Below are 26343 nucleotides of genomic sequence, written 5' to 3'. Positions count from 1 at the left end.
GTACAAGCCCCCGGGACGCGGTCAGGTGTTACTGCGCAGGTTCCAGATTGTGGATGATCTGATGCGTGTGGTTCCACCAGAAGAACGGGTGGTTGTAGTAATTGTCCGCCGTAGGCCAGCCAGTCCAATAGGTCTGGTTCATCGGCAGCAGTTTCGCGGCCTGCACGAGCGGGATGAACGGCATTTCGGCGTCCAGATGCTGGTAGGCCTCGGCCACCAGACCGGGGATCGCGTCATCGCCCAAGGAACGTGAGGCGATATCAGCCATGATGGCTGAGTACGCCTCTGCCGCCGGGCCATCCCAGCGTGCGGTGTTGTTGAAGCCGGGGCTGCGTTCGCCCACCGGCACGACATCGGCCACCGTGTAGCGACCCATCGACGCCCAGGGTTCATTCACCGACCCGCAAGAGAGCCAGCTATAGGACATCTCGTAAGCGCCAAAAGGCAGGACCTCGCCCCAGAACACGCCGTTTTCAACCGGCACCGCGCGGGCATCGATCCCGGCACGTTGGAGTTGTTCGACGATCACATCGATGGTGCGGGTGTACTCGGTTGAGGCCGAGTTGACGTGAATGTTGACCGACAGCGTCTCACCATCTTTGGTGTAATAGTCGCCATCGCGGGTCCACCCTTCACCCTCGATCAACGCTTGTCCTGCCTCCACATCGGCGGATGCAGGCAGGCCGTAACCCGCTTCCACCACTGCATCGATAAAGGGGGCCATGGAGCCATACTGCGCAAACATCGTCTGGGACGCGGCGGTCGTGCCTTCATAGGCCACATTCACGATCTGGCTGCGGTCGATGATGTAGGCCACGGCCTTGCGCATATTGGCGTTGTCCCAAGGTGCTACGGTCGTGTTGATTTCGAGCTGCCGAGCGCAGGGGTCAGCCGCAGCGTAAGGGTAATCAGCATACCAGGCGATGACGTTGGGGTTCTGCGCCTGGATCGCCTCAAACGTGCCGATGGTCACGTTCTGAGCGGCGTCGAGTTGGTTGGAGGCCATCAGCTGCGCGCGGCTTTCCTCGCCCCCGCTTTCCAGGAACACGACACGTTCCGGTGCGGGCAGGTCCATGAAGCCTGTCTTAGCGCCCCACCAATCATCGTTGCGATCCCAGATCGCGCGGTTCGACGCGGCTGAGGTGAAAGTATACGGCCCCGTCCCGATAGGCGGGTTGAAGGCGAATGTCGCGGGGCTTTGACCGTTCCAGATGTGCTCTGGCATGATCAGGAAAGAGCCGAAAATGCGCACGCCGAAATTCTCCACAATAAAGCGCGGGTTCGGTTCGTTGAGGTCAAACTGCACGGTCAGATCGTCCACCTTGGTGACGCTTGCCACCTGCGCGCGGATCGTCGCCGCCTCGCGGCTGGAAATCTCTTCATCGGTCAGCGCGATATTGACGGTGAACATCACGTCATCGGCGTTGAACGCCTCTCCATCGGACCACTCAACGCCCTCCCGCAGGCTGATCGTGAAGCGGGTGCTGTCTTCGTTCGCCTCAAAGCTCGTGGCCAGCCATGGGTCGAGTTCGCCGGTGCCGTAGTTCAGGATAAAAAGGGGCTCCCACATGGTCTGGTGCGCACCATGCATGCGCTTGGTGCCTGGGGTCATCCAGTTGAAGTTTTCGGGGTCCTGAATGGTGCGGTCCAGATCGAAGATGACCGTATTCTCGCGCGCCACATTCTGTGCCCATGATGCGGATGCGATCAGGCCCAGTGCGGCGGATGCCAGCAATTTGGTTTTGAAGTTCATGTTTTCCTCCCAGTTATAGGCTTTTGCCTATTGTGCCCGCGTTGCGGACATAATCCATCACCAGAACCCGTGTCCGGTCTGGCAGATCCTCCTTTTTCAGCTCCGTTGTTGCGCCGAATGCGAAATCAACGTCCTCGTCTTTGAAATGGCTGAGAAAGCTTTCGATCCACATCGTGTTGCGCGGGCGGTAGGTCAGCGTGCGGAAATGCATCGGGATGACCAGTTTCGGCCTTGTGCGGTGGATCATCTCCATCAGGTCCGGCAGTTCCAGCGTCAGGTAGCCGCCCGTCAGCGCAAGCAGGACATCCGTGTCTTGAAAGAAGTCCTGCTGCGCATCCGTGAGCGGATTGCCGACATCGCCCATATGGGCGATTCTGATCCCGTCGAGGGTGAAGCGATACATGCCGTTTTGACCGGGCACTTCATGTTCGGGATGATGATCCCATTCCGCCGCCTCAATGGCGGTGATGTCGATCCCAAGGGCGGTTGTTTTGCCACCTGATTGGGCGACTTCCAGAGCATTCACGACCTCTGGATTGCCGCCGATCAGGTCGGCCCGGCAATGGGCGCTATCATCGTCAGATGAGATGATGACCAGATCGGCGGGGTCCAAGATCGGGTCATAGCCCACACCCTCTGGCGTATAAGGGTCGGTGATGATGCGCGGGCCGTTTTCGGGGGTCAGCCCAAATGCCGCATGTCCGTACCACGTCACCTGCATTCAGTTGTTCCCCACCACATGCGGGCTGCTGGTTTTGGTGATGTCGTCGTTCGCTGGCCGTGGATGGGTGCGCCAGTTGCCCACATCACCCCGGCACAAAATCGGTTCGACCCCCGAAGCCCAATCCGGGTCAGTGATCTGTACCGCCGGTGGGCAATAGCGCAGGGTCAGCCCGCAGCGGCGCCGGTCGCTGCGGTTGGGTTCCGAGCCGTGCACCAGCATGTCGGCATGCAGCGAGATTTGCCCGGCTTTGAGGCTGTTGGTGAAGGGCTCGCCCATCGTAGCGGCCCCGGCGGTTTCTTTGTGGAACACGGCCTCCGCCCCGGTGGATTGCATGTTGAGGAGGCCCTGGTTGTGCGTGCCGGGGATGAACCGCATCGCGGAATTTGCGTCATCCACATCGTCAATGGCGAGCCAGACGGTGACGGTGCGGGCGGGGGTTAGGGACCAGAACCCCGCATCCTGATGCCATGGCACGGCCTTTGGATCACGCGGCGCTTTTGACAGGATCGCAGTCGCCCAGCACAGAATATCCGGCCCGATGATATCCTCCACATGATCCAGAATGCGCGCGTCGGTCGCGATATCCCAAAGCCCTGAAAGGCGCGCCTGATAGCAGTTGATCCCATAGGCACCATCAGGGCCCATATCGGCCATCAGCCCGTTGATGTAAGACCGGATCTCGCCAATCTCTGCCGCGCTAAAGATATCAAACGGTTGCACGAACCCGTCGCGGTTATACTGCGCGATATCAGCCTGCGTCAGCCGCTTTGGCTGCGCCGTCGCAACAGGCACGAACCGCAGATCGTGCGCCTCCACCAACATGTGACTTCCTCCCAAAAGTATCCGCCAGCCTAGCGAATGGGCGGGAGCTGTCAGTGGCCGGGATTGACATTTTATTGCACAATTTTGATATTCAAGCCACTTTCGAACCACTTCTTTTGCTCAATTGACGTGATGGACCGCACAACGTTTCGCCTTGCCGACTACCTGCGTCCTGATGAGGCGTTTCATTTTGCGCGCAAACGCCTGGCCAAACGGTTCCCGAAAAAGGCGCATGATCACGATTTCTTTGAGGTTTTTCTGATCGAAAGCGGACGGACGGCGCATTGGATCAACGGCGCCTCCCAACACCTCACGCGCGGGCAATTGGTGTTCTTGCGGCCCCGGGATGCCCATGCCTTTTGCGCCGATCAAAAGACCGGTTGCCAGATTATCAACGTGATGTTCCGCAGTGAAACGGCGGCTCATCTGGCAGACCGGTATGCGGCGACAATCGGTGGGCGGTTCTTTGATGCGCGGGGGCCCCTGCCCGAGACACATCAGCTTGCAGCCCCCCGGCTCGCACGGGCGGTGAATGTGGCGCAGCAATTGCAAACCGCCGAACGCTCGCTGGCGCAGATTGAAGAGTTCCTTTTGTTCCTTACAAACCGGGTCGCGCTGGCCAGTACCAGTGACCAGCATGACGCGCCGCATTGGTTTTCCGAAGCCTGCAGCGCTGCGCAATCGCGCGAGGTTTTTGCCAAAGGTGCGCCGGGTTTCATCAAGGTTGCAGGGCGCAGCCACGAACATGTCTGTCGCACCTGCAAGGCCGTGACGGGCCTGACGCCGTCCCAATACATCAACCAGATCCGCATCGCCTATGCAGCCGACCTTCTGCGCAGCGATGAGGTCTCAATAGACGATGTAATCAGCGATTGCGGGTTTGAGAACACCAGCTATTTCTACCGTCTCTTCCGGCGGCAATTGGGCACAACGCCACGGGCCTATCGGCGCGCCCACATGCGCGATCCGTTTCAGTTGGCCTAACAAGCGACTCGGCTGTCGTAACGTCACCCGACAGTCCCAACCACACGCTTAGGATGTTCCAATGAGAGAAACGCACGCGAAAGCTTCTTGCGTCAAACGCCCTTTCGCCGTGTTTTTGTTAACAATGCATTAACAAGCTAAGCGCGTTGTTTCTACACGGTTTTGTGAGGCGATCAGCATTCATGTTTACAGGAGCAGAGATGCGTTGAAAACTTTTTCACGCGAAAATCGATGCAAAACAATTGTTTAGTGAAAGTGACAGCGCAACCAGTCTATCTTTCTTTACAACAGGGAGGGGGATCACAGTGGTGCAGTCACGTCATTTCCCACCATGTCGCAAGCTGGAGGAGGCTGGAAATGGACACTGTCACAACCAAAGACACCCCAAAATCTGAAGATCTGCTGTCACCGCATGTGCCTGCGCGCGTGCCGCATGTGAATGCCACGCAATATGCCGACATGTACGCGAAATCTGTTGCGGACCCGGAGGCATTCTGGGCCGAACAGGGCAAGCGGCTCGACTGGATCAAGCCCTTTACCAAGGTCAAGGATGTGGATTTCACGCTCGGCCAGGTTTCCATCAAGTGGTTCGAAGATGGCGTGCTGAATGTCAGCGCCAACTGCATCGACCGGCATCTGGAAATGCGCAGCGATCAAACCGCTATCATCTGGGAGCCGGATGATCGGAGCGACGCGGCCCTGCATATCACCTACAAAGACCTGCATCGCAGCGTCTGCAAGATGGCCAATATCCTCGAAACGCTAGGCGTGCGCAAAGGCGACCGGGTTGTCATTTACCTCCCGATGATCCCGGAAGCCGCGTATGCCATGCTGGCCTGCGCGCGGATCGGCGCGATCCATTCCATCGTCTTCGCTGGATTCTCACCCGATGCGCTGGGTGCGCGGATCAATGGATGCGACGCCAAGGTGGTGATCACCGCCGATGAAGCCCCGCGTGGCGGGCGCAAGACAGCGCTGAAATCGAACACTGATGCCGCACTTCTGCATTGCTCGGACAAGGTCAAATGTCTTGTCGTGAAACGGACGGGTGGCCAGACCACATGGACCGACCGGGACTATGATTACAACGAAATGGCGCTGGAGGCGGATGACCACTGCGCGCCGACGCCGATGGGCGCGGAAGATCCGCTCTTCATCCTCTACACATCCGGCTCAACCGGTCAGCCCAAAGGTGTTGTCCATACATCAGGCGGCTATCTGACTTATGCCGCGATGACGCATGAGCTGGTCTTTGATTATCACGAGGGCGATGTGTTCTGGTGTACGGCCGATGTCGGCTGGGTCACCGGGCATTCCTACATCGTCTATGGCCCCTTGGCCAATGGTGCCACGACAATCATGTTCGAAGGCGTCCCAACCTATCCCGATGCGGGCCGGTTCTGGGCGATCTGCGAAAAGTACCGTGTGAACCAGTTCTACACCGCCCCAACCGCGATCCGCGCTTTGATGGCGGCCGGAAACGAACCTGTCGAAGCCTATGATCTGTCCGATCTGCGTGTACTGGGCACGGTGGGTGAGCCGATCAATCCAGAGGCCTGGAACTGGTACAACGAGGTTGTGGGCAAAGGAAACTGCCCTATCGTCGATACGTGGTGGCAGACGGAGACAGGTGGTCACCTGCTGACCCCCCTGCCCGGTGCGACGGAACTGAAACCCGGCTCGGCGCAGCAACCGTTCTTCGGTGTAGTACCCAAAGTGCTTGACCCGCAATCGGGCGAAGAGATCACGACGACCGAGGCTGAGGGCGTGCTGGTGCTCGCCGATAGCTGGCCCGGTCAGATGCGCACCGTCTGGGGTGACCACGAACGGTTCGAGAAGACCTATTTCAGCGACTATAAAGGCTACTACTTCACCGGCGATGGGTGCCGTCGCGATGCCGACGGTGATTACTGGATTACCGGACGTGTCGACGATGTCATCAACGTCTCTGGCCACCGGATGGGCACGGCGGAAGTCGAAAGCGCGCTGGTTGCCCATGCCAAAGTGGCGGAGGCGGCGGTGGTGGGTTATCCGCACCCGCTGAAGGGGCAAGGCATCTATGCCTACGTGACGCTGATGAACGGGGAAACCCCGTCAGAAGAGTTGCGCAAGGAACTCGAAAAATGGGTCCGGTCCGAGATCGGCCCCATCGCCAAGCCTGACCTGATCCAATGGGCGCCCGGCCTGCCGAAAACCCGTTCCGGCAAGATCATGCGCCGCATACTGCGCAAGATTGCCGAGGATGATTTCGGCAGCTTGGGTGACACCTCGACGCTGGCCGAACCAGCTGTGGTTGACGACCTGATCGCGAACCGGATGAACCGCGAGGACGCGTGATGGACGGCTCTCGCACAGTTGGTACGCCCCCAGTCCTGATCCTTTTGGGACCGCCAGGCGCCGGCAAGGGCACCCAGGCCCGCATGTTGGAAGAGCGGTTTGGCCTAGTGCAATTGTCCACCGGCGACCTTTTGCGCGCAGCAGTGGCGTCCGGGTCCGAAGCGGGCAAGGCGGCAAAATCCGTGATGGAGGCTGGCGGCCTTGTCAGCGACGATATCGTGCTCGCGATCTTGCGCGACAGGCTCGCCGAACCTGATTGCGCCGGCGGTGTGATCCTTGATGGGTTCCCGCGCACAACCGCGCAGGCCGAGGCGCTGGATCAGATGCTGGCGGAGACCGGCCAGCAGATCGACGCCGCCATCCTTCTGGAAGTGGATGACGTCAAAATGGTCGTCCGGATCGCCGGACGTTTTACATGCGGGGCTTGTGGCGAAGGGTATCATGACACCTTCAAGAAACCCAAAGTCCCCGATACTTGCGACGCATGCGGTGCCCGACAGATGACACGCCGGGCCGATGACAATGCAAAAACCGTAATGTCGCGCCTTGATGCATATCATGAACAGACAGCACCGCTCATCGCATACTACGCGGACAAAGCCGTTTTGCGGCGCGTCGATGCGATGCAGGACATCGCCGCGGTTCAAGACGCTTTGGCAGCGCTGACACAGCGTGTCATGGCCTAAGGAGGACGCCCCGGGCGATGCCGCCCGGACGTAAAGTAGCCAATAAAACAAGGAGGAGCGCCATATGGCGGATGAAACAACAAGTGTAAGGGCGGCCGAGGATGGGGTCGGATACTGGAAAGCCAATCTGCGGCTTATCATTATCAGCCTCGTGATCTGGGCGACCGTCTCTTTTGGCTTTGGCATCCTGCTGCGACCAATGCTCGCAGGGATTGAAGTGGGCGGAACCGATCTTGGGTTCTGGTTCGCACAACAAGGATCGATTCTCGTATTTCTTGCGCTGATCTTTTTTTACGCATGGCGGATGAACAAGCTCGACCGTGAATATGGGGTAGAGGAGTAACCCATGGACCAGTTTACCATTAATCTGCTGTTTGTGGGCGGGTCGTTCGCGCTCTATATCGGCATCGCTGTGTGGGCCCGCGCGGGTTCTACGTCTGAGTTTTATGCCGCCGGACGGGGTGTACACCCCGTCACCAACGGAATGGCCACCGCAGCGGACTGGATGTCTGCGGCATCGTTCATCTCCATGGCGGGTCTGATTGCCTTTGTGGGCTATGACAATTCGACCTTTCTGATGGGTTGGACCGGGGGCTATGTGCTGCTGGCACTGCTTCTTGCACCTTACCTGCGCAAGTTCGGCAAGTTCACCGTGTCAGAATTCATCGGTGACAGGTTCTACTCGCAGACGGCACGTCTTGTTGCCGTGATCTGTCTGATCGTCGCGTCTGTGACATATGTGATCGGACAGATGACGGGTGTGGGCGTGGCCTTTGGCCGGTTCCTTGAGGTGTCCAACACAGCCGGTCTGTTGATCGGGGCCTGTGTGGTTTTTGCCTATGCGGTTTTCGGCGGCATGAAGGGTGTGACCTATACACAGGTGGCGCAATACTGTGTCTTGATCACGGCCTATACCATTCCCGCCGTGTTCATCTCACTGCAATTGACCGGCACGCCAATCCCGGCTTTGGGCCTGTTCAGTGAAACGGCTGCAACCGGAGGCGAAGGCAGTGTGTATCTGCTGACCAAGCTCGACCAGATCGTGACCGATCTTGGATTTGCGAGCTATACCGAGGCACATAAGGACAACCTGAACATGGTGCTCTTCACCCTGTCGCTGATGATCGGCACGGCGGGTCTGCCCCACGTGATCATGCGGTTCTTCACGGTGCCAAAGGTGTCTGACGCCCGCTGGTCTGCTGGTTGGACGCTGGTCTTCATCGCGCTTCTTTACCTGACAGCCCCTGCTGTCGGTGCGATGGCACGCCTGAACATCACCGAACTGATGTGGCCAAATGGCACGAGCGGTGATGCGGTCTCTGTCCAGACCATCGAGAATGATCCCGCTTATGACTGGATGCTAACCTGGCAGAAAACCGGTCTTCTTGATTGGGAAGACAAGAACGGTGACGGCCTGATCCAGTACTACAATGACGGATCTGACGCGATGGCAGAACGGGCCGCAGCCAATGGCTGGGAAGGGAACGAGTTGACGAATTTCAACCGTGACATCCTAGTGCTGGCGAACCCAGAGATTGCCAACCTGCCCGGTTGGGTGATCGGTCTGGTCGCTGCAGGCGGTCTGGCTGCAGCCTTGTCCACAGCGGCGGGTCTGCTTCTGGCGATCTCATCCGCGGTTAGCCATGACCTGGTGAAAGGTGCGATTGCACCCAACATCTCGGAAAAAGGTGAATTGCTGTGGGCGCGGATCGCGATGGCGGTGGCCATTGTGGTGGCGACAATCCTGGGGCTCAACCCGCCCGGATTTGCCGCACAAACCGTGGCACTGGCCTTTGGTCTGGCAGCAGCGTCGATCTTCCCGGCATTGATGATGGGCATCTTCTCAAAGCGCGTGAACAATGTTGGCGCTGTGTGTGGGATGCTGTCGGGTCTGATCTTCACGCTGATCTACATCTTCCTGCACAAGGGCTGGTTCTTCATCGCAGGCACCAACTCCTTCCCTGATACGGTGGATGGGTCGCTGTTTGGCATCCAGTCCACGGCGATCGGTGCAATCGGTGCGATCATCAACTTCGCTGTGGCCTATGCTGTGTCGATGGCAACCAAGGACACACCGCAAGAGATCAAGGATCTGGTCGAAAGCGTGCGTATCCCTGCCGGTGCAGGGGCGGCGGCTGCCGATCACTAACACAAATGGGGCCAGCAGCGCATGTTGCTGGCCCTCTCTTCCCAAGCGTTTTCGCGGATTTCAGCTATGACCGACACCGCAATTTCGTTTCTGAAACAACTCCACCCCTATGACGCCCTGCCGGACGTGGCGTTTCGTGCGTTGCGCAAAGAGGCGATGCTGCGCACCTACCCCGCTGGCGCGCCGATCTATACGCTGGGCGAGGATCTGGACGGGCTTTACGTGATTGAAAGCGGACAGGTCGCCGTCCATGATGAGAATGATCAGCAGATTTCGCTGTTGCATCGCGAGAACTCGTTTGGCGAACGCGGTCTACTCAAAAACGGGCGCGCGGTGACGTCCGCAAGGGCCGAGCAGGATGCGCGCTTGATCTGCATTCCCCCGCAGCTTTTTCACAAGCTGCGCGCAGATCATGAACCGTTTCGCCGCTTCTTCGACCGCAGCGGCAAGGCAGACGCGAAAGAAGCGCTCAGCGCCTTTGATCTGACCCGCGTGCAGGTCGAGACCCTGATGGTGCCCGACCCCGTAACCTGCACGCCCGGCATGACCATCAAAGAAGCCGCGCAGAAGATGCGCGATGCGCATATCTCGTGCCTCTGTGTCGTCGCCTGGAAAAAGCTGACGGGCATCGTGACCATCCGTGATCTGTCGGGCAAGGCGCTGGCACAAGGCCTGCCCCACGACACACCGGTCGGTGAGATCATGACGCCCGATCCCCGCACCTTGCCGCCATCCGCCATCGGCTCTGACGTGCTGCATATGATGATGGAATACCGGCTGGGGCATTTGCCGATTGTCTCTGCCGACAAGCTTGTGGGTATCGTCACCCAAACCGATCTGACGCGGTTTCAGGCCTCCAACACGGCGGGTTTCGTTGCCGATGCAGCAGAGGCCGCGGGCATCAATGAACTGGCTGCCGTTACAGGCCGCATCCCCAACCTTTTGGTGCAGCTGGTCGCCGCCGGAAACCGGCATGATGTGGTCACACGCATGATCACCGATATCGCCGATGTGGTCACCCGCCGCCTGCTGGCCATGGCCGAAGAGAAATACGGGCCCCCGCCCGCACGCTATGTCTGGCTCGCCTGCGGATCGCAGGGGAGGCAGGAGCAGACGGGTGTCTCTGATCAGGACAATTGCCTGATCCTGGAAGATGATCTGAGCGAGACCGCTTTGGCCTATTTCGAACCCTTCGCGCAATTCGTCAGCGACGGGCTGGATGCCTGTGGCTATGTCTATTGCCCCGGCGATATGATGGCGACGAACCCGCGCTGGCGGCAGCCGATCTCGGTCTGGCGGGAATACTTTCAGCATTGGATCAAGAACCCAAGTAAAGAGGCGCAGATGCTCGCCTCGGTCATGTTTGATCTGCGGGTGATTGGCGGCGATGCGACCCTCTTTGATGGGTTGCAGGGGGACACGCTGGAGGCGGCGGCTGGCAATTCCATCTTCACCGCGCATATGGCCACGAATGCGCTGACTCATCAGACGCCGTTGGGAATGCTCAAGGGTCTCGCGACAATACGGTCGGGCGAAAACCGCAATACGGTGGATATGAAGCTGAGCGGCGTTGTTCCGGTGGTTGATCTGGGGCGGATGTATGCGCTGCAAGGCAAGCTTGACCCGGTGAACACCCGAGCCCGGCTGCAGGCCGCCATCGCGGGTGAGGTGATCAGCGCGTCGGGCGGGCGCGATCTGCTGGATGCCTATGATCTCGTGGCGCAAACACGGCTTGACCATCAGGCGCGCCAGATCAAGGCGGGCGCGGCCCCGGATAACTTCCTGCCGCCCGCTGACCTGTCGGCGTTTGAACGCAGCCACTTGCGTGATGCCTTTGTTGTGATCAAAACAATGCAGTCAGCCCTGATGCAAGGACGGGGCGTTTTGGGATAAGATGAAAGACGGGGAGGAGGACCCATGTTTTTCGAATTGATCGGCACGATTGTCGCGGGTGTCGCAGCGGCACTCCTGGTCTGGGCATTGAACCGCGCGCTGAAAGGGCGGCTGCCATCCTGGCTGGTGCCGGTGTCGGCGGGGGCGGCGATGCTGCTTGCCACGATTTCCAGCGAATATGGCTGGTATGACCGCACCGTCGCGACGATGCCCGAAGGCATGGTCGTGGCACAGACGGTCGCGGAACCCGCCATCTACCGGCCCTGGACCTATGCCGCCCCCTTTGTCACGCGCTATGTCGCGGTCGATCAGCAAAGCACCCGCACCCATCCCGACCATCCCGGTCAGCGCATTGTCGATCTGGTGTTTTATGGGCGCTGGACCCGCACCGCGAAGGTGCCGATGCTATTCGATTGCGCGGACAACAGGCGCGCCGATGTGGTTGACGGCATCGAATTTGGTGCTGATGGCAGCGTCGTAAACGCGCAATGGTTTGCCGTGGAGCCAACAGACCCCCTACTCACCACGGCCTGTGCGGAAGCGTGAGATGAAAGAGCTCAGCCTGCGATTTCGGGTGTTCCTCTTCTTCTGCCTGATCGGCATTGGCGGCACACTCGCTGTGCTTGCAGCTCTGTTCCTGGGCTATCGCCAACTGGGCGCGGAAGAGGCGCTATCGTCTTTCATGACCGTCGGCATCGTGGCCGCCTTCGGCATTCTGGCACTGAGCACTTTTGTCTGGCGCCTGTTTGACGAAAACATCAGCAAACCGATTGAGGCGATGGCCGCCGAGTTTCGCGTGCGCGCCGAAACGGGGATCACAAGCGCCATCGATAGCCAGACCGCGCGGTATCTGGGTGACCTCGCCCCCGCAGCCTCGGCCATCAATGAAAAGCTGGGCGCGGCCTCGCGCGCGACCGCCGAAACGGTTGCCGAGAAGACTGCGCGGCTGGAACGCCAGCGCGCGCAGCTTCTGCGCATCCTCTCGGACATTCCCGTGGCGGTCATCGTCGCAACCCCCGACCACCAGATCGTCCTTTATGACGGACAGGCCGCCGACCTGATGGAGCGTGAGGCACCTGCCCGCCTCAACGGCTCTGTCTGTGACTATCTTGAGGAAAGCGCGCTGATGGCCGCGCTCAACACGATGGGAGAGCGTGACCAGTCGCGCCGCGCCATCACCATCAAGGGCAAATCGGGCGATGTCTATTCGGGCCATATCCGCGTCTTTGACGATGAGGGCGGCTATATGCTGATGCTGGAGCCGCTCAATCCCGACGCCGCCCGACCGCTCGTCTACGACTTCGATCTCTTGGAGAAGGACCGCCAGACCGACCCGAACGAGACACCTTTGCGCGACCTCACCTTTGTCGTCTTCGACAGCGAAACCACCGGGCTCGATCCGGAAAAGGATGACGTGGTGCAGTTGGGCGCGGTCCGCATCGTCAACGGCAAGCTGATCAAGGCAGAGGTCTTTGAGGCGCTGGCTAATCCGGGCCGTCCCATCCCGCCCGCCTCGACCAAGGTCCATGGCGTGAGCGATGCGATGGTCGCCGATGCGCCACAATTTGGTGAGGTCTGCGCACGCTTTCACGCCTTCGCGCGGGATGCAGTGATCATCGCCCATAACGCGCCTTTCGACATGGCGTTTCTCCATCGCAACAATCACCCGGCCTTCGATAACCCAATCCTTGATACGGTGCATCTCTCGGCCATCGTCTTTGGCGGCTCCGCCACCCATACGCTGGATGCGCTTTGCGACAGGTTAGAGATCACGATCCCGCAAGCCCTGCGCCACACCGCCTTGGGCGACGCCATGGCCACAGCTGAGGCGTTCGTAGCGCTCCTGCCCATCCTTGAGGCGCGGGGGCTGATCACCTTCGGTCAGGTCAAGGCCGAAATGCGCAAGCATGCGCGGATACTGGAAGTGCAGGATTAGGCGGTTGCGATCTGCCCGGTGTCGGTGATTTCACCAATGATCGCTGCTTTGAATCCGGCCTCTTTCAACTGCGACAAGGCCTTGTCCGCCGCATCCGTCGGCACAGCGGCCAGAAGTCCTCCAGCAGTTTGCGGGTCAAACAGCAGATCAAAATCCGGGCCACTGATCGGCCCTGCACCCTGTCGATTGTCGGCAAATAAGGTCGAGCGGATACCTTTTGCCGATAGCTCTTTGACACCCTGCATCAGTGGGATCGCATCGAGGTCCAGCCGCGCGCCAACACCGGACGCATCGCAAATGCCGCGCAAGTGCCCGGCCAGCCCGAAACCCGTCACATCCGTCATCGCATGGGCTCCCTGCAATATCCGAGCGGCGTCCCCCTGCGATTGCATCATCTGATCAAAGCACGCAATCACATCCGCCCCGTCCGCGTGACCGGCCATCTCTGCCGCCATGATCGTGCCGCCGCCAATCGGCTTCGTCAGGATCAGCGCGTCGCCGGGCCGCGCGCCGTCCAGACCAATGGGATGGTCCGTCAATCCGGTGATCGTAAACCCAATCGTCAACTCGTCCCCCAGCGAGGTATGGCCGCCAACGATCCTGGCACCTTCCGCACCCATTACATCCTTGGCGGTCGCCGTGATCTCTTCCAGCGTCCGTGACTGCAATTCCGCCGACATGCGCGGCAGGATGATGCTGAGCGTCGCGGCCTGCGGCGCGGCACCCATCGCCCAGATATCGCCCAAGGCATGGATCGCGGCGATCCGGGTCATCGCTGCCGGATCGTGGGTGAGCGCGCGTAGATGATCCGTTGTGATCACCTGCCCCGGCTGAATCATCGCGGCATCATCCCCAAATGCTTCGCCCAAAACGGTTTGCAGCGCCGCACGCCCGACCTTCGCACCACATCCGCCGCACATCGGCTGATCGCCTATGGCGGCGGCGACACCGATCGCACGGGTGCGTGGCAGTTTTGGCACTGACACCATCGTAAGATCGGCAAACTGATCCATGAATTTACGATCGATATGATCCTTAAGCCGCCACAAAAGCGGGCCGTCTCTTGCCGTGCCGAATTTCTCGGCCAGGGCAGATTTACTACCCAAAGAGATCAGCTTGAGGTAATCCCGCTGTGGCCTGTAGCGGCGCAAATCACCCCCGGACAAAACCGCCCGCAGATTGTCGTAAAGCACCGGGGCTTCGCGCACCGCATATACCCCGGCTTTGGGTCGGGGATCGTGGCTCAAGTGCGCGCAATCGCCCACGGCAAAGACGCTTTCATCGCTGGATTGCAGATGTGCATCGACGGAGATGAACCCCTCGTGTAGCTCCAGGCCTGTTCTGGCGATCCAGTCATGCGGCTTGGCTCCCGCCGCCCCCGTAGTGAAATCGCTGTGGATGACCCGCCCGTCATTCAGCACGACACCTTCGGGAAAGATCTCGGAAACCTCAGCATCCTCAATGATTTCGACCTGCTCAGCCGCCAATGCGGCCAGCATCTTTTGCCTGGCCTTGTAGCCCAGGGCCGTCAGCACGCGCGACCGATCTATCAGCCTGATCTGCGCGCCTTTGCCCTGCAATGCATAGGCCATCGCCATGGCAAGCTCTGCCCCCGCCACGCCGCCGCCAATAATGACGATTTGCGGGTTCTTCGCCCGTTCGCGAAACGTCGCCCAGCGCGTAGCAAAGGCCCCAAGCGGCTTCGCTGGGATCGCATGTGCGGCAAAACCCGGCAGATCGGGCATGGAAGAGGTGATGCCCACATCAACTGAGGCCACATCATAAGCGATGGCGGGCCTTTCGGGCACTGTGATGGTCTTGGAAACCGGGTCCAGCGTCGTCGCATATCCGTTGATCAGCCGCGCGCCCGCAAATCGTGCCAGCCGCACGAGATCAATATCCAACTCATCCCGCCCATAATGCCCGGCAACAAAGCCTGGCAACATCCCCGAATAGGGCGCGGTCGGCCCCGGATTGATCACCGTCAACCGCACGCCCGGAAGCGGGTTCATCCCCCATTGCTGCAAGACCAAAGCATGGGTGTGACCACCACCAATCAGCACCAGATCACGTGTCAGGGGAAAAGCGTTCATGGGCGTGTTGTAGCGAGCGCTGATCTAGGGCGAAAGCCATTGACCGCGCCACTGACGCGCACGTGAGAAACTGCAACGCCGATGCTCTGCACCCAGATGTACCGCGTCAATATGGGTCACCTTGCAACGCAGCACGGCAAAGGTCGCCGGGTCGGGCGATTTGTCATAGGCGAGCGCATCGGTGATGGGTGTCCCCGGCGCAGGCGTCACCCCATAGGATTGGCGCGCATGATCGGGGATCTTGTCCCACAAGGCCGTCGTCTCTAGCCCCGACTGAATAGTGACTTCGGCCTGCAACCTGATCTGCAAATCCTGTTTGGCATCCCAAATATGCAAGGCGGCCCGTGGGCTTGCGCGCAGGCTTTTGATCTTGTCGGAATGGAGGTCCGTATGCAGGCTTACCTCTCCAGCCTCGCGATCAGCGCTGCGCAACACAACCGTGCGCGCCTCTGGCCAGCCATCGGGTGAAACAGTCGCCAAGGTCGGCCTGCGGGCGGGATGTTTGGCATCCGCCACCCCTCGCCCCAACGTGTTCCAAACCTTCTCCCGTGTCCCGTCAAGGGTCTCAAACCAGCTAGTCATAGCCGGTCATCTCAAGATATCCGACACCCTCATGACTGCCTGTGACAGTCACAGGCCCCTCCCAATAGGGAATAGAGGTCGTCATCCACGCATTCTCATTGATCGCGGCAACAGTAACATCGACACCGTGCTGTGGCAGCATTACCTGCCAGCGGATCGGCACATCATCGGCGTTGGTCGCCAGCGGGGTCGCTGTGAATGCGCCATTGCTATAGGGCGTCGTCTGCCCGTCCGGTGCAATCCACGTGGCCGAGGTAAAGTTGTTCCCATCCGTCTGCTGCAACCGGAACCCCATCAGCTTGTTGCCGTCATCGAATGAGAGCGAGAACCAGTCCCACCCGGTCTGATTGTCCGCCAAAGGCTGCGAAGACCATTCGCGGTCCAGCCAGGCATTTCCGCTGACGGGAATCTCCCCTTCCGGCAATTGCAGCACCCCTTCGATCTGAAAGAACGGCTGGGAATAGTAGTAGGATGCTTGCCCTTCCGCCGATTTGACCGAGTAACCGCCCTCACCATGAAAGATCAGCGGGCCTTCCGCAGTCAGCGCCATTTCGTAGGCAAAATCAGGGCCACTTGCGGTCATCTGCAGCGTTTCCCAATCACCGCGCAGCGTCCAATCGTCAATCCAGGCCTCAAAAGGGTCGGCGATGACACCCGCCTGCCCGATGCCGCCACGACCCAGACGCTCGGCCACGTAATGCGCATCAGGCGTCGTCACCGCCGCATGCCCCATCCACAATTGGGGAGAGCGCCAGTCGTCGCTTTCACTGGGCGCCATCGCGCTGCGAAACAGCGTCCATTGCAGGCCGTAAGGTGTTTCGTCCGGCCCCTCCAGATTGGCCGTCAGATACCACCATTCGATCCTGTAATCGTTGTGTTGCCCATGATCGGTCGGAAAGTCGAAGACCGGGTTCGGCTGAGGGATCGCGAAACCCTCTACCTCGGTACCAAGCCCCGCAAAGCCCTGAGCCACGGACTGAACAGGCAACAAAAGGAAAACGAGCGCTCTAACGTTCATTCGAAAACACCTTCAAAAGGTCCGCAGGCGGCGTCCGCGCCAGCCGACGCGCGGGCCACGACGCGGCCAATGCCGCCGCCAGCAAGGCAAAGAGCCCCAGCCGCGCATAATCCAGCGGGAACAGATACATCGGCAGCTTCCAGCCAAAGGCCGCCACATTCACAACAGCCAACAGCGCCCAGGCCAGCACGAGGCCCAGTGGCAATGCAACCAGCGCCGTCAGACAGGCGAGCATCACGGCGCGCACCAGTTCAAGCTGGCCCAACTGGTTGCGGGTCATCCCCATCGCCCAGGCCGGTGCCAGTTGCGGCACCCGCATGGACGCCAAAGTCAGAAGGCTCATCAAAATCGCAAAGCCCGCCACGGCCAGCGTGAGGATGTTGAGTGCGGTCGTCACCGTGAAGGTTCGCTCGAATATCGACAGCGACATCGCCTTGATTCCGGCCTGATTGATCGATTGGCCCGGCCCAGTGCCGGTTGCTGCATCAAGGTCAGCCATAAAATCCGGCGCGGCTGCCGGGTCCAAACGGATGCCGAAACTCTGCGGGGTGACGTCAGGATAAAGGTGGGCAAAGATCGCCTCCCCGATTACCGCCTGCCCGATCGGGTTGCCATAATCGCCATACACCCCCGCAATCGCAAAATCCTGCCCCTGCAAGGCAATGACATCACCCACACCCAGTCCCACACGCCGCGACAATTGTTCGTTGATCAGCACCGTTTCACCCGCGAATGTTGTGTCCCACGCCGCATCGGCGCTTTGCAAGAACACCCAATTGTCGCGATAGGTCGCGTGGTCGCGGGTGCCGAAGACTTCGGTCGGTTGGCCCGCGACGGTGACATCCGCGCTCTGGATCGGCAGGATCGCATCGACACGTGGCGTGGCAAATTCAATCAGCGCCGCGCTTTGCGCCGCATCTTCGGTGCGAATGTAAAGCTCGGACGACAAACGCTGGTCCAGAAAATCGACAAAGGTCAGACGAAAGCTCGACACCATGGTCGAAACCCCCACATTCGCCGCCATCGCCAACAGCAGCGCCATCAGCGCCAGCGAAAGCCCCGGCAATTGCTGGCGCGTATCGGCCCAGAACCACTGCGCTCGCACGGATTTGGCGAGGCGGCTGGCGAAGGCAAGACATCGATCCAAGATCAAAGGCAGAGCCAAGGCCGCCCCGATCAGCAGGCTCGCCAGCAAGGCAAAGCCGCCAACCAATCCATTAGCCGTGAACATCAGGATCAGCGCGAGCATCAAAAGGATCGCAGCCCCCGCACCCTGAAGCCAGGCCCGGCGGCCTGCCGCCATCGCCATCGCGCGCGGTTGCGCTGCCGCCAAAAGCGGCATCCGCGCCAGCTGATAAAGCGCGCCACTGGCGGCCAGTGCCGTGCCGCCCAACGCGATCCCGAGCCCCGACAACCACCAGACAGGGCGCAATTGCAGCGTGCCTGCGACATCAGCCCCATAAAGCCCGCGCAAGGTCGCCGCAACATCCGGCAGCAACAGCGCAGCGATCACATAGCCCAACGCCACCCCAATCCCGCCCGCCACAAGGGCAAAGAGCATCAGTTCCGCCGCCATCAGCACGATCAACCGACCCAGCGGCAGACCCAGCGCGCGCAACGTGCGCACGACGGGCCGCCTTTGTTCAAAAGCGAGCCCAATCGCGCCGTGCACAATGAAAATCCCCACCGCAAATGACAAAAGCCCAAAGGCCGTCAGGTTCAGGTGAAAGCTGTCCGTAAGCCGCCCGATATCGGTGCCCGTCTGTGCCTGTTGCCGGGTCAGTTCTGGCGCAACAATGGCCAGTTCGGCTTGCGTTTTCGGCTGTCGCGGCAGCACGATCAGGCTGTCGATCAGGTCCTCTTTGCCCAACAATTGTTGCGCCACGCCGATATCCGAGATGGCGGTGTTCGGTGCGATATCGGGGGAAAGGGCGACGTCGAGTTCCGACAGTCGCGCCACCGTCTCTGCATTCGCAAAGAACTGCCCGCCACCTGCCAGAAAAGCGCCGATACTAGTCCGACCCTCCGAACGCGCAGGGGCAAGCCCCCCAGGCGCCGTCAGGACATCCACGCCGATAATCCGCACGCCTTGATACCGCCCCTGCACCACAGGGCTAACCAGCCAACCGGCGCGCCTCAGCGCGATATATGTCGATTGCGCCATCGGCTGGCCATCCGCCCGGATCAGGCGGTCGTATCGCCCTTCGCCCAATGTGGCGGCGGCGGCATCATAGCTCGCCCGCGCCTCGGCATTCACAGCCTGCACCCCGGACCAGAGTGCTGTGGCCAGCGCCAGCCCCGCCAAAAGCGTGAAAAGCTGCAGCGGATTGCGCCACCAATGCGACAACAGTACTTGCAGGGTGACCACCGTCATGTGATCTGCCCGGCTTTCAGATGCAGCCGCCGTGACAGGCGCGCCGCAAGAGCCTGCGAATGGGTCACCATCAGCAGGCCCGCGCCGGATGCCGCCACAAGCTCCAGCATCAGGTCCATCACGATGGCTGCGGTGTCTTCGTCCAAATTGCCCGTCGGCTCATCTGCCAGCACCAGCCGCGGACGTGGCGCCAGGGTCCGCGCAATCGCCACGCGCTGCTGCTGCCCGCCCGAGAGCTGCTCGGGATATTTGTTCAGGTGATCGTTCAGCCCCATCTCCGAGGCGAGATGCGCCGCCCAATCGGGATCATGCGCATCGGCAAGCCGGGCCTGAAACGCGATGTTGTCTACCACTTTCAGACTGGGGATCAGATTAAACTGCTGAAAGACAACACCAACCGTCCCGCGCCGCAAGGCGGCACGTCCATTGTCGTCAAGCCTTGCGATATTCTTACCATCGAGCGCGATGGTCCCCTGATCAGGCGTGTCGAGCCCGCCAATCAGATGTAAAAGCGTGCTTTTACCGCTGCCGGACTCCCCCGTCAGGGCCAGCGTCTCTCCCTTATCGAGGCGCAGATCAACGCCGCGCAGCACCTCAAACGGGCCGTCGGCTGTGGCATAGGTTTTGTGAATGTTTTCAGCGACCAACAACATGGCGCAAGACCTAACACAGCGCGCGCCAAAGGAAACGGCTGCGGCGAAAATGCACGGGGCTTAGGTAGGGATCAGGGCGATCTGATTCCCTGCAGGGTCCATGACGATCAGCTTATCGACGAATTGCTCACTGCGGTCCCACGCGGTGTCATATCCGTCCGTCGTCAAGCGATCCGCCACATCATGGATGTTGCGCAAGGGAAAGGCGGGCAGCGATGCGCGGTCAAAGGCGAAATCCGGCATGGTGCCCAGATAGATCTGGCGGGTGCCGGACACCGCCCAGAACCCGTCCTGCCCCAGATGGGAATTGGGCGGGCGCATCTCGTCAAGGCCCAAGATGCCAAGGTAGAAGGCACGCAAAGCCTCTTCTTCATGCGGTTCCATGGGAATGAAAATCTGGCGCAACCGGGTATTCTGATGGGCCGGGTCGCGCCCGGCGCTGAAGGCCATATCGGGGCCGCGCCGTTTGCGCGGCTTATCGCTATACGTGCTTTCGCGCCCGGTGAAAATCTCAACAATCCAGCCGAAAAGTGCATCAAGGAGCGAGAAACGGTCGGTCTTCTTGCGCTTGTGCAGCGCGTAGCCGCCCAAAATCAAAAGCCCCAGGATCAGCCAGGGAAGGGTTTCAGAATTCAGCATGCATCAACTCTGCGCAATCAACTCGACACGGTTGCCCACGGGGTCATGTGTAAAGCATCTTTTGACATCGGGAAGTGCCGTATCCCAAGTGATTTCATAACCAGCATCAGTAAAATCACGGGCAAGATCGTCTAGATTTGCCACCATGAAGGCCGGATGCGCCTTCCTTGCGGGTTGAAAATCGGGATCAACACCAAAATGCACTTCAAGCTGTCCGGCCCGGGCCCAAAATCCGCCGCGCGCCGCAAGGGGCGCTGGTTTGGGTATTTCGACCATGCCCAGATAGTCGCAGTAAAACGCGCGCAGATCATCTTCTGACCCTTCGGGCAAGGCGAGTTGGATATGATCAAGTGCTGTGATCATCGTCATGTCCTTTCTTATCTCGCTGATCGGGGTCATGCCGACCTTTGCCTGTACCCCGGATAAGCACCCAAACAACCACAACAAAGACAATGACGACGACAACAAAGTTTTGCGCAGCAACGTCCTGAAGCATGACTCTCCCGCATAATGTATACTACAGTATACACATGTGATCAAAAGCCGCCATTTCAAGATTACCATGCCGTCACGTTTTGCTGTTCCTCTTCGACTGCGCGGTTAAGGTGGTGGCGAAAAATCAGGGAGGAACGGATGACCGATATCGTTATTCTGGGCGGCGCGCGGACGGCTATTGGCACCTTTGGCGGGGCCTTGGCGGGCACAACGCCGATTGAGTTGGGCACCATTGCAGGCAAGGGTGCGCTGGAGCGTAGCGGCGTCGAGGGCGCGCAGATCGGCCATGTCGCGATGGGGCATGTGATCAACACAGAGCCCAAGGATATGTATGTCAGCCGCGTCGCCGCAATGAATGCGGGCGTGCCAGAGACGACGCCCGCGATGAACGTCAACCGGCTTTGCGGCTCTGGCGTGCAGGCGATTGTCTCGGTCGTCCAATCGCTGCAACTGGGCGATGCGGAGTTTGGCCTCGCAGGCGGGTCCGAGAATATGAGCCGCTCGCCGTTCATCATCTCGGACCAGCGCTGGGGCGCGAAGATGGGTGACATCAAAACGCAGGACATGATGCTGGGTGCACTCAACTGCCCCTTCGGCACCGGGCATATGGGTGTCACGGCGGAAAATGTCGCGGCGGAGCATCAGGTGACGCGCGAAGAACAGGACGCTTTTGCCCTGCAAAGCCAGGAACGGGCCGCCGCTGCGATCTCTGCTGGTTATTTTGAGGAACAGATCGTCCCCGTCCCGGTCAAGAAACGCCGAGAGATGGTGGATTTCGTGCAGGACGAGCACCCGAAGGCGACCACAGCCGAGGCATTGGCGGGACTGCGTCCAGTCTTTCAGAAGGACGGATCGGTCACGGCGGGCAATGCGTCCGGCCTCAACGACGGGGCGGCAGCTGTCGTTCTGGCCACAGCGGATGCGGCAGAGAATGCTGGGCTCACACCGAAGTTCCGGGTGCTTGGCTATGCCCATGCGGGCGTTCGGCCAGAGGTGATGGGGATCGGGCCTGTTCCGGCGGTCGCGAACCTTCTGATGAAACTCAAGCTGACGGTCGACGATTTCGATGTGATCGAGTCGAATGAGGCTTTCGCCGCGCAGGCGCTCGCCGTGAGCAAAGAGCTGGGCTTCGACCCCGCCCGCGTGAACCCCAATGGTGGCGCGATTGCGCTTGGCCACCCGGTGGGGGCCACGGGTGCCATCATCACGGTCAAAGCGATGTATGAGTTGGAGCGCATTGAGGGCAAACGCGCGCTGATCACGATGTGCATCGGCGGCGGTCAGGGGATCGCACTGGCGATTGAGAGTATTTGATCAGAAGCCAATAGGTCGCTTCCGCTCGGCCAGATCAGCGACAACACTCATTGCGGCGAGCGCGGAACTGCGCGGGTTGTCAGGCAAGCTGTTGCCGGAGATCGTGATGTCGAAGCTGCCAAAGGCGCCTTTGGCCGTGATCTGATGGATATTGGTGGAGATTTGCGGATCAGCGATGAGCGTCACGCGGGTCCGGTCGAAGCCAAGCCCCGCCAATGCAACCGCCGCCGCCACATTGGCGTTCTTGGGATAGCGCAACGCGGCTTCGCGGGCGGTGCCGCCGAAATGTGTCGCCGGTGTTGTGAGCGACGGCAGATCAAGCACGTCCTCTGCCGGTGACCCCACCCAACCTTTCGGCGGTTTGCGGCCGGTATAGGTGACTTCTGCCAAGCCCTTGACCCGGGCCGCGCGCAAGACGTCCAGCCCACCAATCGCGCCGCTTGTCAGATGCAGCCGTGCGCCGCCCCGGATGGCCGCCTGCTCCAATTCCGTCGCCAGCGCCGCATCCGCCAATGCCCCGAGCGAGACGGTCAGCACGTCAATGCCACGCGAAAGCGCCGTTGGCCCATGCTGCGCCAGCGCGCTATGCCCGGCGCAATCGACGATCAGATCGGGGACCTCCGGCAGATCATTCAGGTCAGACACATGCGGGACGTCCCCTGCCCGCTCCTTACCCTTGCGGACAATCTGCGCGACCTCCGTTATTGCCTCTGCCGTCACATGTTTGCGCACATATTGGGCAATCGCCCCCTGCCCGATGATCGCGACCTTCATCTCTTCACGCCCTTTGTTGCCTGCAAGACACGTCACAAAGCCCTGATTTAAATTTGCCCTAATTTGAGCAACAAACCGCTCGATTTGTCAGCTTTATCCACGAATACTATCCGCACGGGGTGGATCCAGCGATTGACAAAGAAGGACGCCATGACGCCTATTTTTCGACTATTCGCACTCTCCGCAATGTGTTTCTTCGCCCTGCCTGCAGCAGCGCAGACACAGGAAAAACCGATTTACGACCAGGTTGTTGAAATCATCGCGTCAGAACGCGGCACCGTACGCCGCTGGGCCTATTCGCCGAAAGTGACGGTGATACATGATGGCGAGGCCTATCAGGACCAGATCAACGGGCTGGTCGAGATGGTCAATGCGCGGGTGCCGAATTTCCCCGGTGTGGGCGAGGTTGAGTTCTTTGATCTGTCCCAGTTCAACCGCCGTCTGGCGGGCAACACGCAATTCCGGATGCCGCGCCAGGATTTTGACGGTGTTGAAGGGTCCATCGTGAACGCGATCCTGCGCGGTGAGGATGAGACGGACGATGTCTCGCTGACCGGCAGCATCTTTATCTTTCTGACCGGCCTTGAAGACGGGATTACGCTGGGTGCATTGACGCAAAGCACCAGACGGCTGAGCCGGCAATTCGCCGAAGGGACCGAGACTCGCTGCTATTTCAATCTGATGTCCAAGAATGATGAGCTGCGCGCGGGCTTTATCTTTATCAACAATGATGCGGCGACGCCGATTGCCGAGTGCATTTATGAAGAGTTTCTACAGACCTTGGGACTTTTGAATGACAGCCAAGGGTCATCGGTCTTTACCTTCGACAATACAGGTGCCGTGCGCGAGAACCGCGATCCGGATTTTCGTTTGCTTGAAGCGCTTTACAGCGACCGGGTATCGCCCGGTGACGATGCGCATGTCGTGGCCGATCTGTTTCTGAATATCGCGCCCGCGCCGATTGTCGAGATCGCCGACAAGCCCTGAGCGCGGAACCTTCCTTCCCTACAGGGAAAGCGCGCGCTCCGCTGGGGTTTTGCTGACCGTGCCAGTCGTCAAGCCGCCTCCGGATAGTCCCGCAGGAAGACCCATTTGTCGCCTTCGGACAAGTCGGAGTCAAAAGCATAACCACCGGTGTGGAAGTCTTTGATCGCGTCGGCCTCGGTTAGCCGATTCTCGATGATAAAGCGGGCCATCGCACCACGGGCGCGTTTGGCGAAGAAGCTGACAATGCGCGGCTTGTCGTCTTTGAGTTCCATGAAGGTCGGTGTGATCACCCGCAATTTCAGCGTCTTGCGGTCGGCGGCGCCGAAATACTCTTGGCTCGCGCAATTGACGAGCGTATCGGTGCCTTGTGCAGTGGCCTGTGCATTCAGCGCCTTGGCAATCGTGTCACCCCAATAATCATAAAGCGATTTGCCGCGCCGGGTTTTCAGCTTGCTCCCCATTTCCAGACGGTAGGGTTGAATCGCATCAAGAGGACGCAGAAGGCCGTAAAGACCCGACAGGATGCGCAGATGGTCCTGGGCCCAGGCGAGATCATCGGCGGAGAGGGTCTTGGCCTCTAGCCCCTGATAGGTGTCGCCGTTGAACGCGAGGGCGGCGGGTTTTATAGCCTCTGGCGCGGGTTCTGCCGCGAAGGCGCGAAACCGGTCGCGGTTCAGGCGCGCAAGATCGTCGGAGATGTCCATCAGGCCTTTGAGCTGCTTCAGCGTCAGGTTCTGCGCGGTCTTGGACAACCGCACCGCGTCGTCCTGAAACACGGGCGCTGTGGCCGCGATCTCCACCGGAGCCATATCGAGCGATTTTGCAGGAGAAACAACAACAAGCATCTCAGATCATCCTTTTCGTTCCGGCCACGATGTAACATGGTGAGCGGTGTTGACTAGGGCCAGAAAGGACGACACGCCCATGAAGCTTTGCCGGATCAGAACGGATGACGGGATCAAGCCTGCTGCTGTGGATAGCGCGGGGGCGTTTCGGGACCTTTCGGCCATTGTGTTGGATATCGACAGCGCGCAGATCACGCCGGAGGCGATCACAGCTCTAGGCTCGGTTGATCTGGCGACCTGTCCGGTGATCTTTGGCCGATTGGCACCGTTCCTGCGCGATGTGGGGCGGATCTTTTGCATCGGTCTGAATTACTACGACCATGCCGCCGAAATGGGGCTGGATGTGCCGGAGCACCCGATCCTGTTCATGAAGGCCTGTGCGGCGAGCGGCGCAACCGATCCGATCATCCTGCCCAAGGGCTCGACCAAGACAGACTGGGAGGTAGAATTGGGTGTCATCATCGGTACCACTGCCAAGCATGTCAGCGAAGAGACAGCGCTGGACCATGTTGCGGGCTATTGCGTCGCCAACGACGTCTCAGAGCGGAGTTTCCAGATGGATTTCGGTGGGCAGTGGGTCAAGGGCAAGTCCGCCGACAGTTTCGCGCCACTCGGCCCGTATCTCGCGACGCGGGATGAGATTGCGGATACGCTGAACCTTGCGCTGTCATTGAAGGTCAACGGGGCGACGATGCAGAATGGCAGTACGAAGACGATGGTTTTTTCGGTGCCGCAGATTGTGGCACACATCAGCCGGTTTCTGACTCTGCATCCCGGCGACATCATCCTGACGGGCACGCCGCCGGGCGTGGGCGGCGGTATGAAACCGCAAAAATTCCTGAAAGCTGGTGATGTGGTGGAAGCAGAAATCGAAGGTCTGGGCGTGATCCGACAGGACGTGTCCGCCGATTAGTTCAGTTGCACTTGTAAGGGATATTGCCCATCCTCGAACGGACCGAAGAGGTCTGGCAGGTCCGGGTGATCCACCGGTTCGCCCGAATAGTCGGCGACGAGGTTCTGTTCGGACACGTAAGCAACGTAAAAGCTCTGCTCATTCTCGGCGAGCAGGTGATAAAACGGCTGGTCCTTCTTTGGGCGGCTGTCTTCGGGGATCGCGTTGTACCAGGCGTCGGTGTTCGAAAACATCGCATCCACGTCAAAAATCACCCCGCGAAAAGGATGCTTTCTGTGACGGACGACTTGGCCCAGATGGTATTTCGCGTGCGTTTTAAACATTTCACTAACCCCATCCTTTATATATGTCCGCTGCAGATGCAAAGTCTAC

The 26343-nt window shown here is 59.8% G+C and carries 24 protein-coding genes; 11 read left to right on the top strand and 13 right to left on the bottom strand.

Annotated features, from left to right (window positions below):
• Window positions 1-28: 28 nt before the first annotated feature.
• The 3 genes from SLH49_RS07615 to SLH49_RS07605 are packed head-to-tail and all read right to left on the bottom strand — an operon-like array spanning window position 29 to window position 3299.
• A complete protein-coding gene (locus SLH49_RS07615; RefSeq protein WP_320268570.1) occupies window positions 29-1753 on the bottom strand; it encodes an ABC transporter substrate-binding protein in 1725 nt (574 codons plus the stop codon).
• A gap of 13 nt (window positions 1754-1766) precedes the next feature.
• A complete protein-coding gene (locus SLH49_RS07610) occupies window positions 1767-2474 on the bottom strand; it encodes an MBL fold metallo-hydrolase (RefSeq protein WP_320268569.1) in 708 nt (235 codons plus the stop codon).
• Window positions 2475-3299, bottom strand: coding sequence for a phytanoyl-CoA dioxygenase family protein (locus tag SLH49_RS07605; RefSeq protein WP_320268568.1), 825 nt, complete (start codon window positions 3297-3299; stop codon window positions 2475-2477). It abuts the gene before it with no gap.
• A 132-nt stretch (window positions 3300-3431) separates the two neighbouring features.
• On the opposite strand from SLH49_RS07605, the gene SLH49_RS07600 reads away from it, so the two are divergent.
• The 8 genes from SLH49_RS07600 to SLH49_RS07565 all read left to right on the top strand — a co-directional run bounded on the left by SLH49_RS07600 (window position 3432) and on the right by SLH49_RS07565 (window position 13284).
• Window positions 3432-4283 (top strand): AraC family transcriptional regulator, encoded by an 852-nt coding sequence (locus SLH49_RS07600; RefSeq protein ID WP_320268567.1) that lies wholly within the window; start codon window positions 3432-3434, stop codon window positions 4281-4283.
• A gap of 357 nt (window positions 4284-4640) precedes the next feature.
• Window positions 4641-6620 (top strand): acetate--CoA ligase, encoded by a 1980-nt coding sequence (gene acs / locus SLH49_RS07595; RefSeq protein ID WP_320268566.1) that lies wholly within the window; start codon window positions 4641-4643, stop codon window positions 6618-6620.
• Window positions 6620-7306, top strand: a complete 687-nt coding sequence (locus SLH49_RS07590; RefSeq protein WP_320268565.1) for an adenylate kinase — start codon at window positions 6620-6622, stop codon at window positions 7304-7306. The genes acs and SLH49_RS07590 overlap by 1 nt, the downstream gene beginning before the upstream one ends.
• A 64-nt stretch (window positions 7307-7370) precedes the next feature.
• A complete protein-coding gene (locus SLH49_RS07585) occupies window positions 7371-7649 on the top strand; it encodes a DUF4212 domain-containing protein (RefSeq protein WP_320268564.1) in 279 nt (92 codons plus the stop codon).
• A gap of 3 nt (window positions 7650-7652) precedes the next feature.
• Window positions 7653-9455, top strand: coding sequence for a sodium:solute symporter family protein (locus SLH49_RS07580; RefSeq protein ID WP_320268563.1), 1803 nt, complete (start codon window positions 7653-7655; stop codon window positions 9453-9455).
• Between the two features lie 66 nt (window positions 9456-9521).
• Window positions 9522-11348 (top strand): DUF294 nucleotidyltransferase-like domain-containing protein, encoded by a 1827-nt coding sequence (locus SLH49_RS07575; RefSeq protein WP_320268562.1) that lies wholly within the window; start codon window positions 9522-9524, stop codon window positions 11346-11348.
• 24 nt (window positions 11349-11372) lie between these two features.
• Window positions 11373-11894 carry a hypothetical protein gene (locus SLH49_RS07570; protein WP_320268561.1) on the top strand — a complete coding sequence of 174 codons (522 nt, stop codon included), beginning with the start codon at window positions 11373-11375 and terminating at the stop codon, window positions 11892-11894.
• 1 nt (window position 11895) lies between these two features.
• Complete coding sequence (locus SLH49_RS07565; RefSeq protein WP_320268560.1) at window positions 11896-13284, top strand: 3'-5' exonuclease; 1389 nt, start codon at window positions 11896-11898, stop codon at window positions 13282-13284.
• On the opposite strand, the gene selD is transcribed toward SLH49_RS07565, so the two are convergent.
• From selD to SLH49_RS07530, 7 genes are read right to left on the bottom strand one after another with little or no spacing between them, the layout of a single operon-like run.
• Window positions 13281-15377, bottom strand: coding sequence for a selenide, water dikinase SelD (selD, locus tag SLH49_RS07560; RefSeq protein WP_320268559.1), 2097 nt, complete (start codon window positions 15375-15377; stop codon window positions 13281-13283). The two genes, SLH49_RS07565 and selD, sit on opposite strands and share 4 nt — an antisense overlap.
• 24 nt (window positions 15378-15401) lie before the next feature.
• The gene (locus SLH49_RS07555) at window positions 15402-15959 is read right to left on the bottom strand and encodes a pyridoxamine 5'-phosphate oxidase family protein (protein ID WP_320268558.1); all 558 of its coding nucleotides are present in this window, start codon (window positions 15957-15959) and stop codon (window positions 15402-15404) included.
• Window positions 15952-16977 carry a lipocalin-like domain-containing protein gene (locus SLH49_RS07550; protein WP_320268557.1) on the bottom strand — a complete coding sequence of 342 codons (1026 nt, stop codon included), beginning with the start codon at window positions 16975-16977 and terminating at the stop codon, window positions 15952-15954. The genes SLH49_RS07555 and SLH49_RS07550 overlap by 8 nt, the downstream gene beginning before the upstream one ends.
• Window positions 16967-19351, bottom strand: a complete 2385-nt coding sequence (locus SLH49_RS07545; protein WP_320268556.1) for an ABC transporter permease — start codon at window positions 19349-19351, stop codon at window positions 16967-16969. Before SLH49_RS07545 ends, SLH49_RS07550 begins: the two co-directional genes overlap by 11 nt.
• Window positions 19348-20004 (bottom strand): ABC transporter ATP-binding protein, encoded by a 657-nt coding sequence (locus SLH49_RS07540; RefSeq protein ID WP_320268555.1) that lies wholly within the window; start codon window positions 20002-20004, stop codon window positions 19348-19350. Before SLH49_RS07540 ends, SLH49_RS07545 begins: the two co-directional genes overlap by 4 nt.
• A gap of 60 nt (window positions 20005-20064) precedes the next feature.
• A complete protein-coding gene (locus SLH49_RS07535; RefSeq protein ID WP_320268554.1) occupies window positions 20065-20643 on the bottom strand; it encodes a hypothetical protein in 579 nt (192 codons plus the stop codon).
• Window positions 20644-20646: 3 nt separating this feature from the next.
• Window positions 20647-21042, bottom strand: a complete 396-nt coding sequence (locus SLH49_RS07530) for a glyoxalase (RefSeq protein ID WP_320268553.1) — start codon at window positions 21040-21042, stop codon at window positions 20647-20649.
• 234 nt (window positions 21043-21276) lie between these two features.
• On the opposite strand from SLH49_RS07530, the gene SLH49_RS07525 reads away from it, so the two are divergent.
• The gene (locus SLH49_RS07525; protein ID WP_320268552.1) at window positions 21277-22452 is read left to right on the top strand and encodes an acetyl-CoA C-acyltransferase family protein; all 1176 of its coding nucleotides are present in this window, start codon (window positions 21277-21279) and stop codon (window positions 22450-22452) included.
• Here SLH49_RS07525 and SLH49_RS07520 read toward each other — a convergent pair whose 3' ends face one another.
• Entirely contained in the window at window positions 22453-23226 is a 774-nt protein-coding gene (locus SLH49_RS07520; protein ID WP_320268551.1) for an aspartate dehydrogenase, read from the bottom strand.
• Window positions 23227-23376: 150 nt separating this feature from the next.
• Between SLH49_RS07520 and SLH49_RS07515 the strand changes: the two genes are divergently transcribed.
• Window positions 23377-24213 (top strand): DUF2927 domain-containing protein, encoded by an 837-nt coding sequence (locus SLH49_RS07515; protein WP_320268550.1) that lies wholly within the window; start codon window positions 23377-23379, stop codon window positions 24211-24213.
• 68 nt (window positions 24214-24281) lie between these two features.
• Here the strand turns inward: SLH49_RS07515 and yaaA are convergent, their stop codons facing one another.
• Window positions 24282-25058 (bottom strand): peroxide stress protein YaaA, encoded by a 777-nt coding sequence (gene yaaA / locus SLH49_RS07510; RefSeq protein ID WP_320268549.1) that lies wholly within the window; start codon window positions 25056-25058, stop codon window positions 24282-24284.
• A gap of 79 nt (window positions 25059-25137) precedes the next feature.
• On the opposite strand from yaaA, the gene SLH49_RS07505 reads away from it, so the two are divergent.
• Complete coding sequence (locus SLH49_RS07505) at window positions 25138-25971, top strand: fumarylacetoacetate hydrolase family protein (protein ID WP_320269771.1); 834 nt, start codon at window positions 25138-25140, stop codon at window positions 25969-25971.
• Here the strand turns inward: SLH49_RS07505 and hspQ are convergent.
• On the bottom strand, window positions 25968-26294 hold the full coding sequence (hspQ, locus tag SLH49_RS07500) for a heat shock protein HspQ (RefSeq protein WP_320237244.1): 327 nt from the start codon (window positions 26292-26294) through the stop codon (window positions 25968-25970). The two genes, SLH49_RS07505 and hspQ, sit on opposite strands and share 4 nt — an antisense overlap.
• Window positions 26295-26343 lie beyond the last annotated feature (49 nt).

Source organism: Cognatiyoonia sp. IB215446 (assembly GCF_033963825.1).
Taxonomy (GTDB): domain Bacteria; phylum Pseudomonadota; class Alphaproteobacteria; order Rhodobacterales; family Rhodobacteraceae; genus Yoonia.
This window is presented reverse-complemented; position numbering and strand designations above follow the sequence as displayed.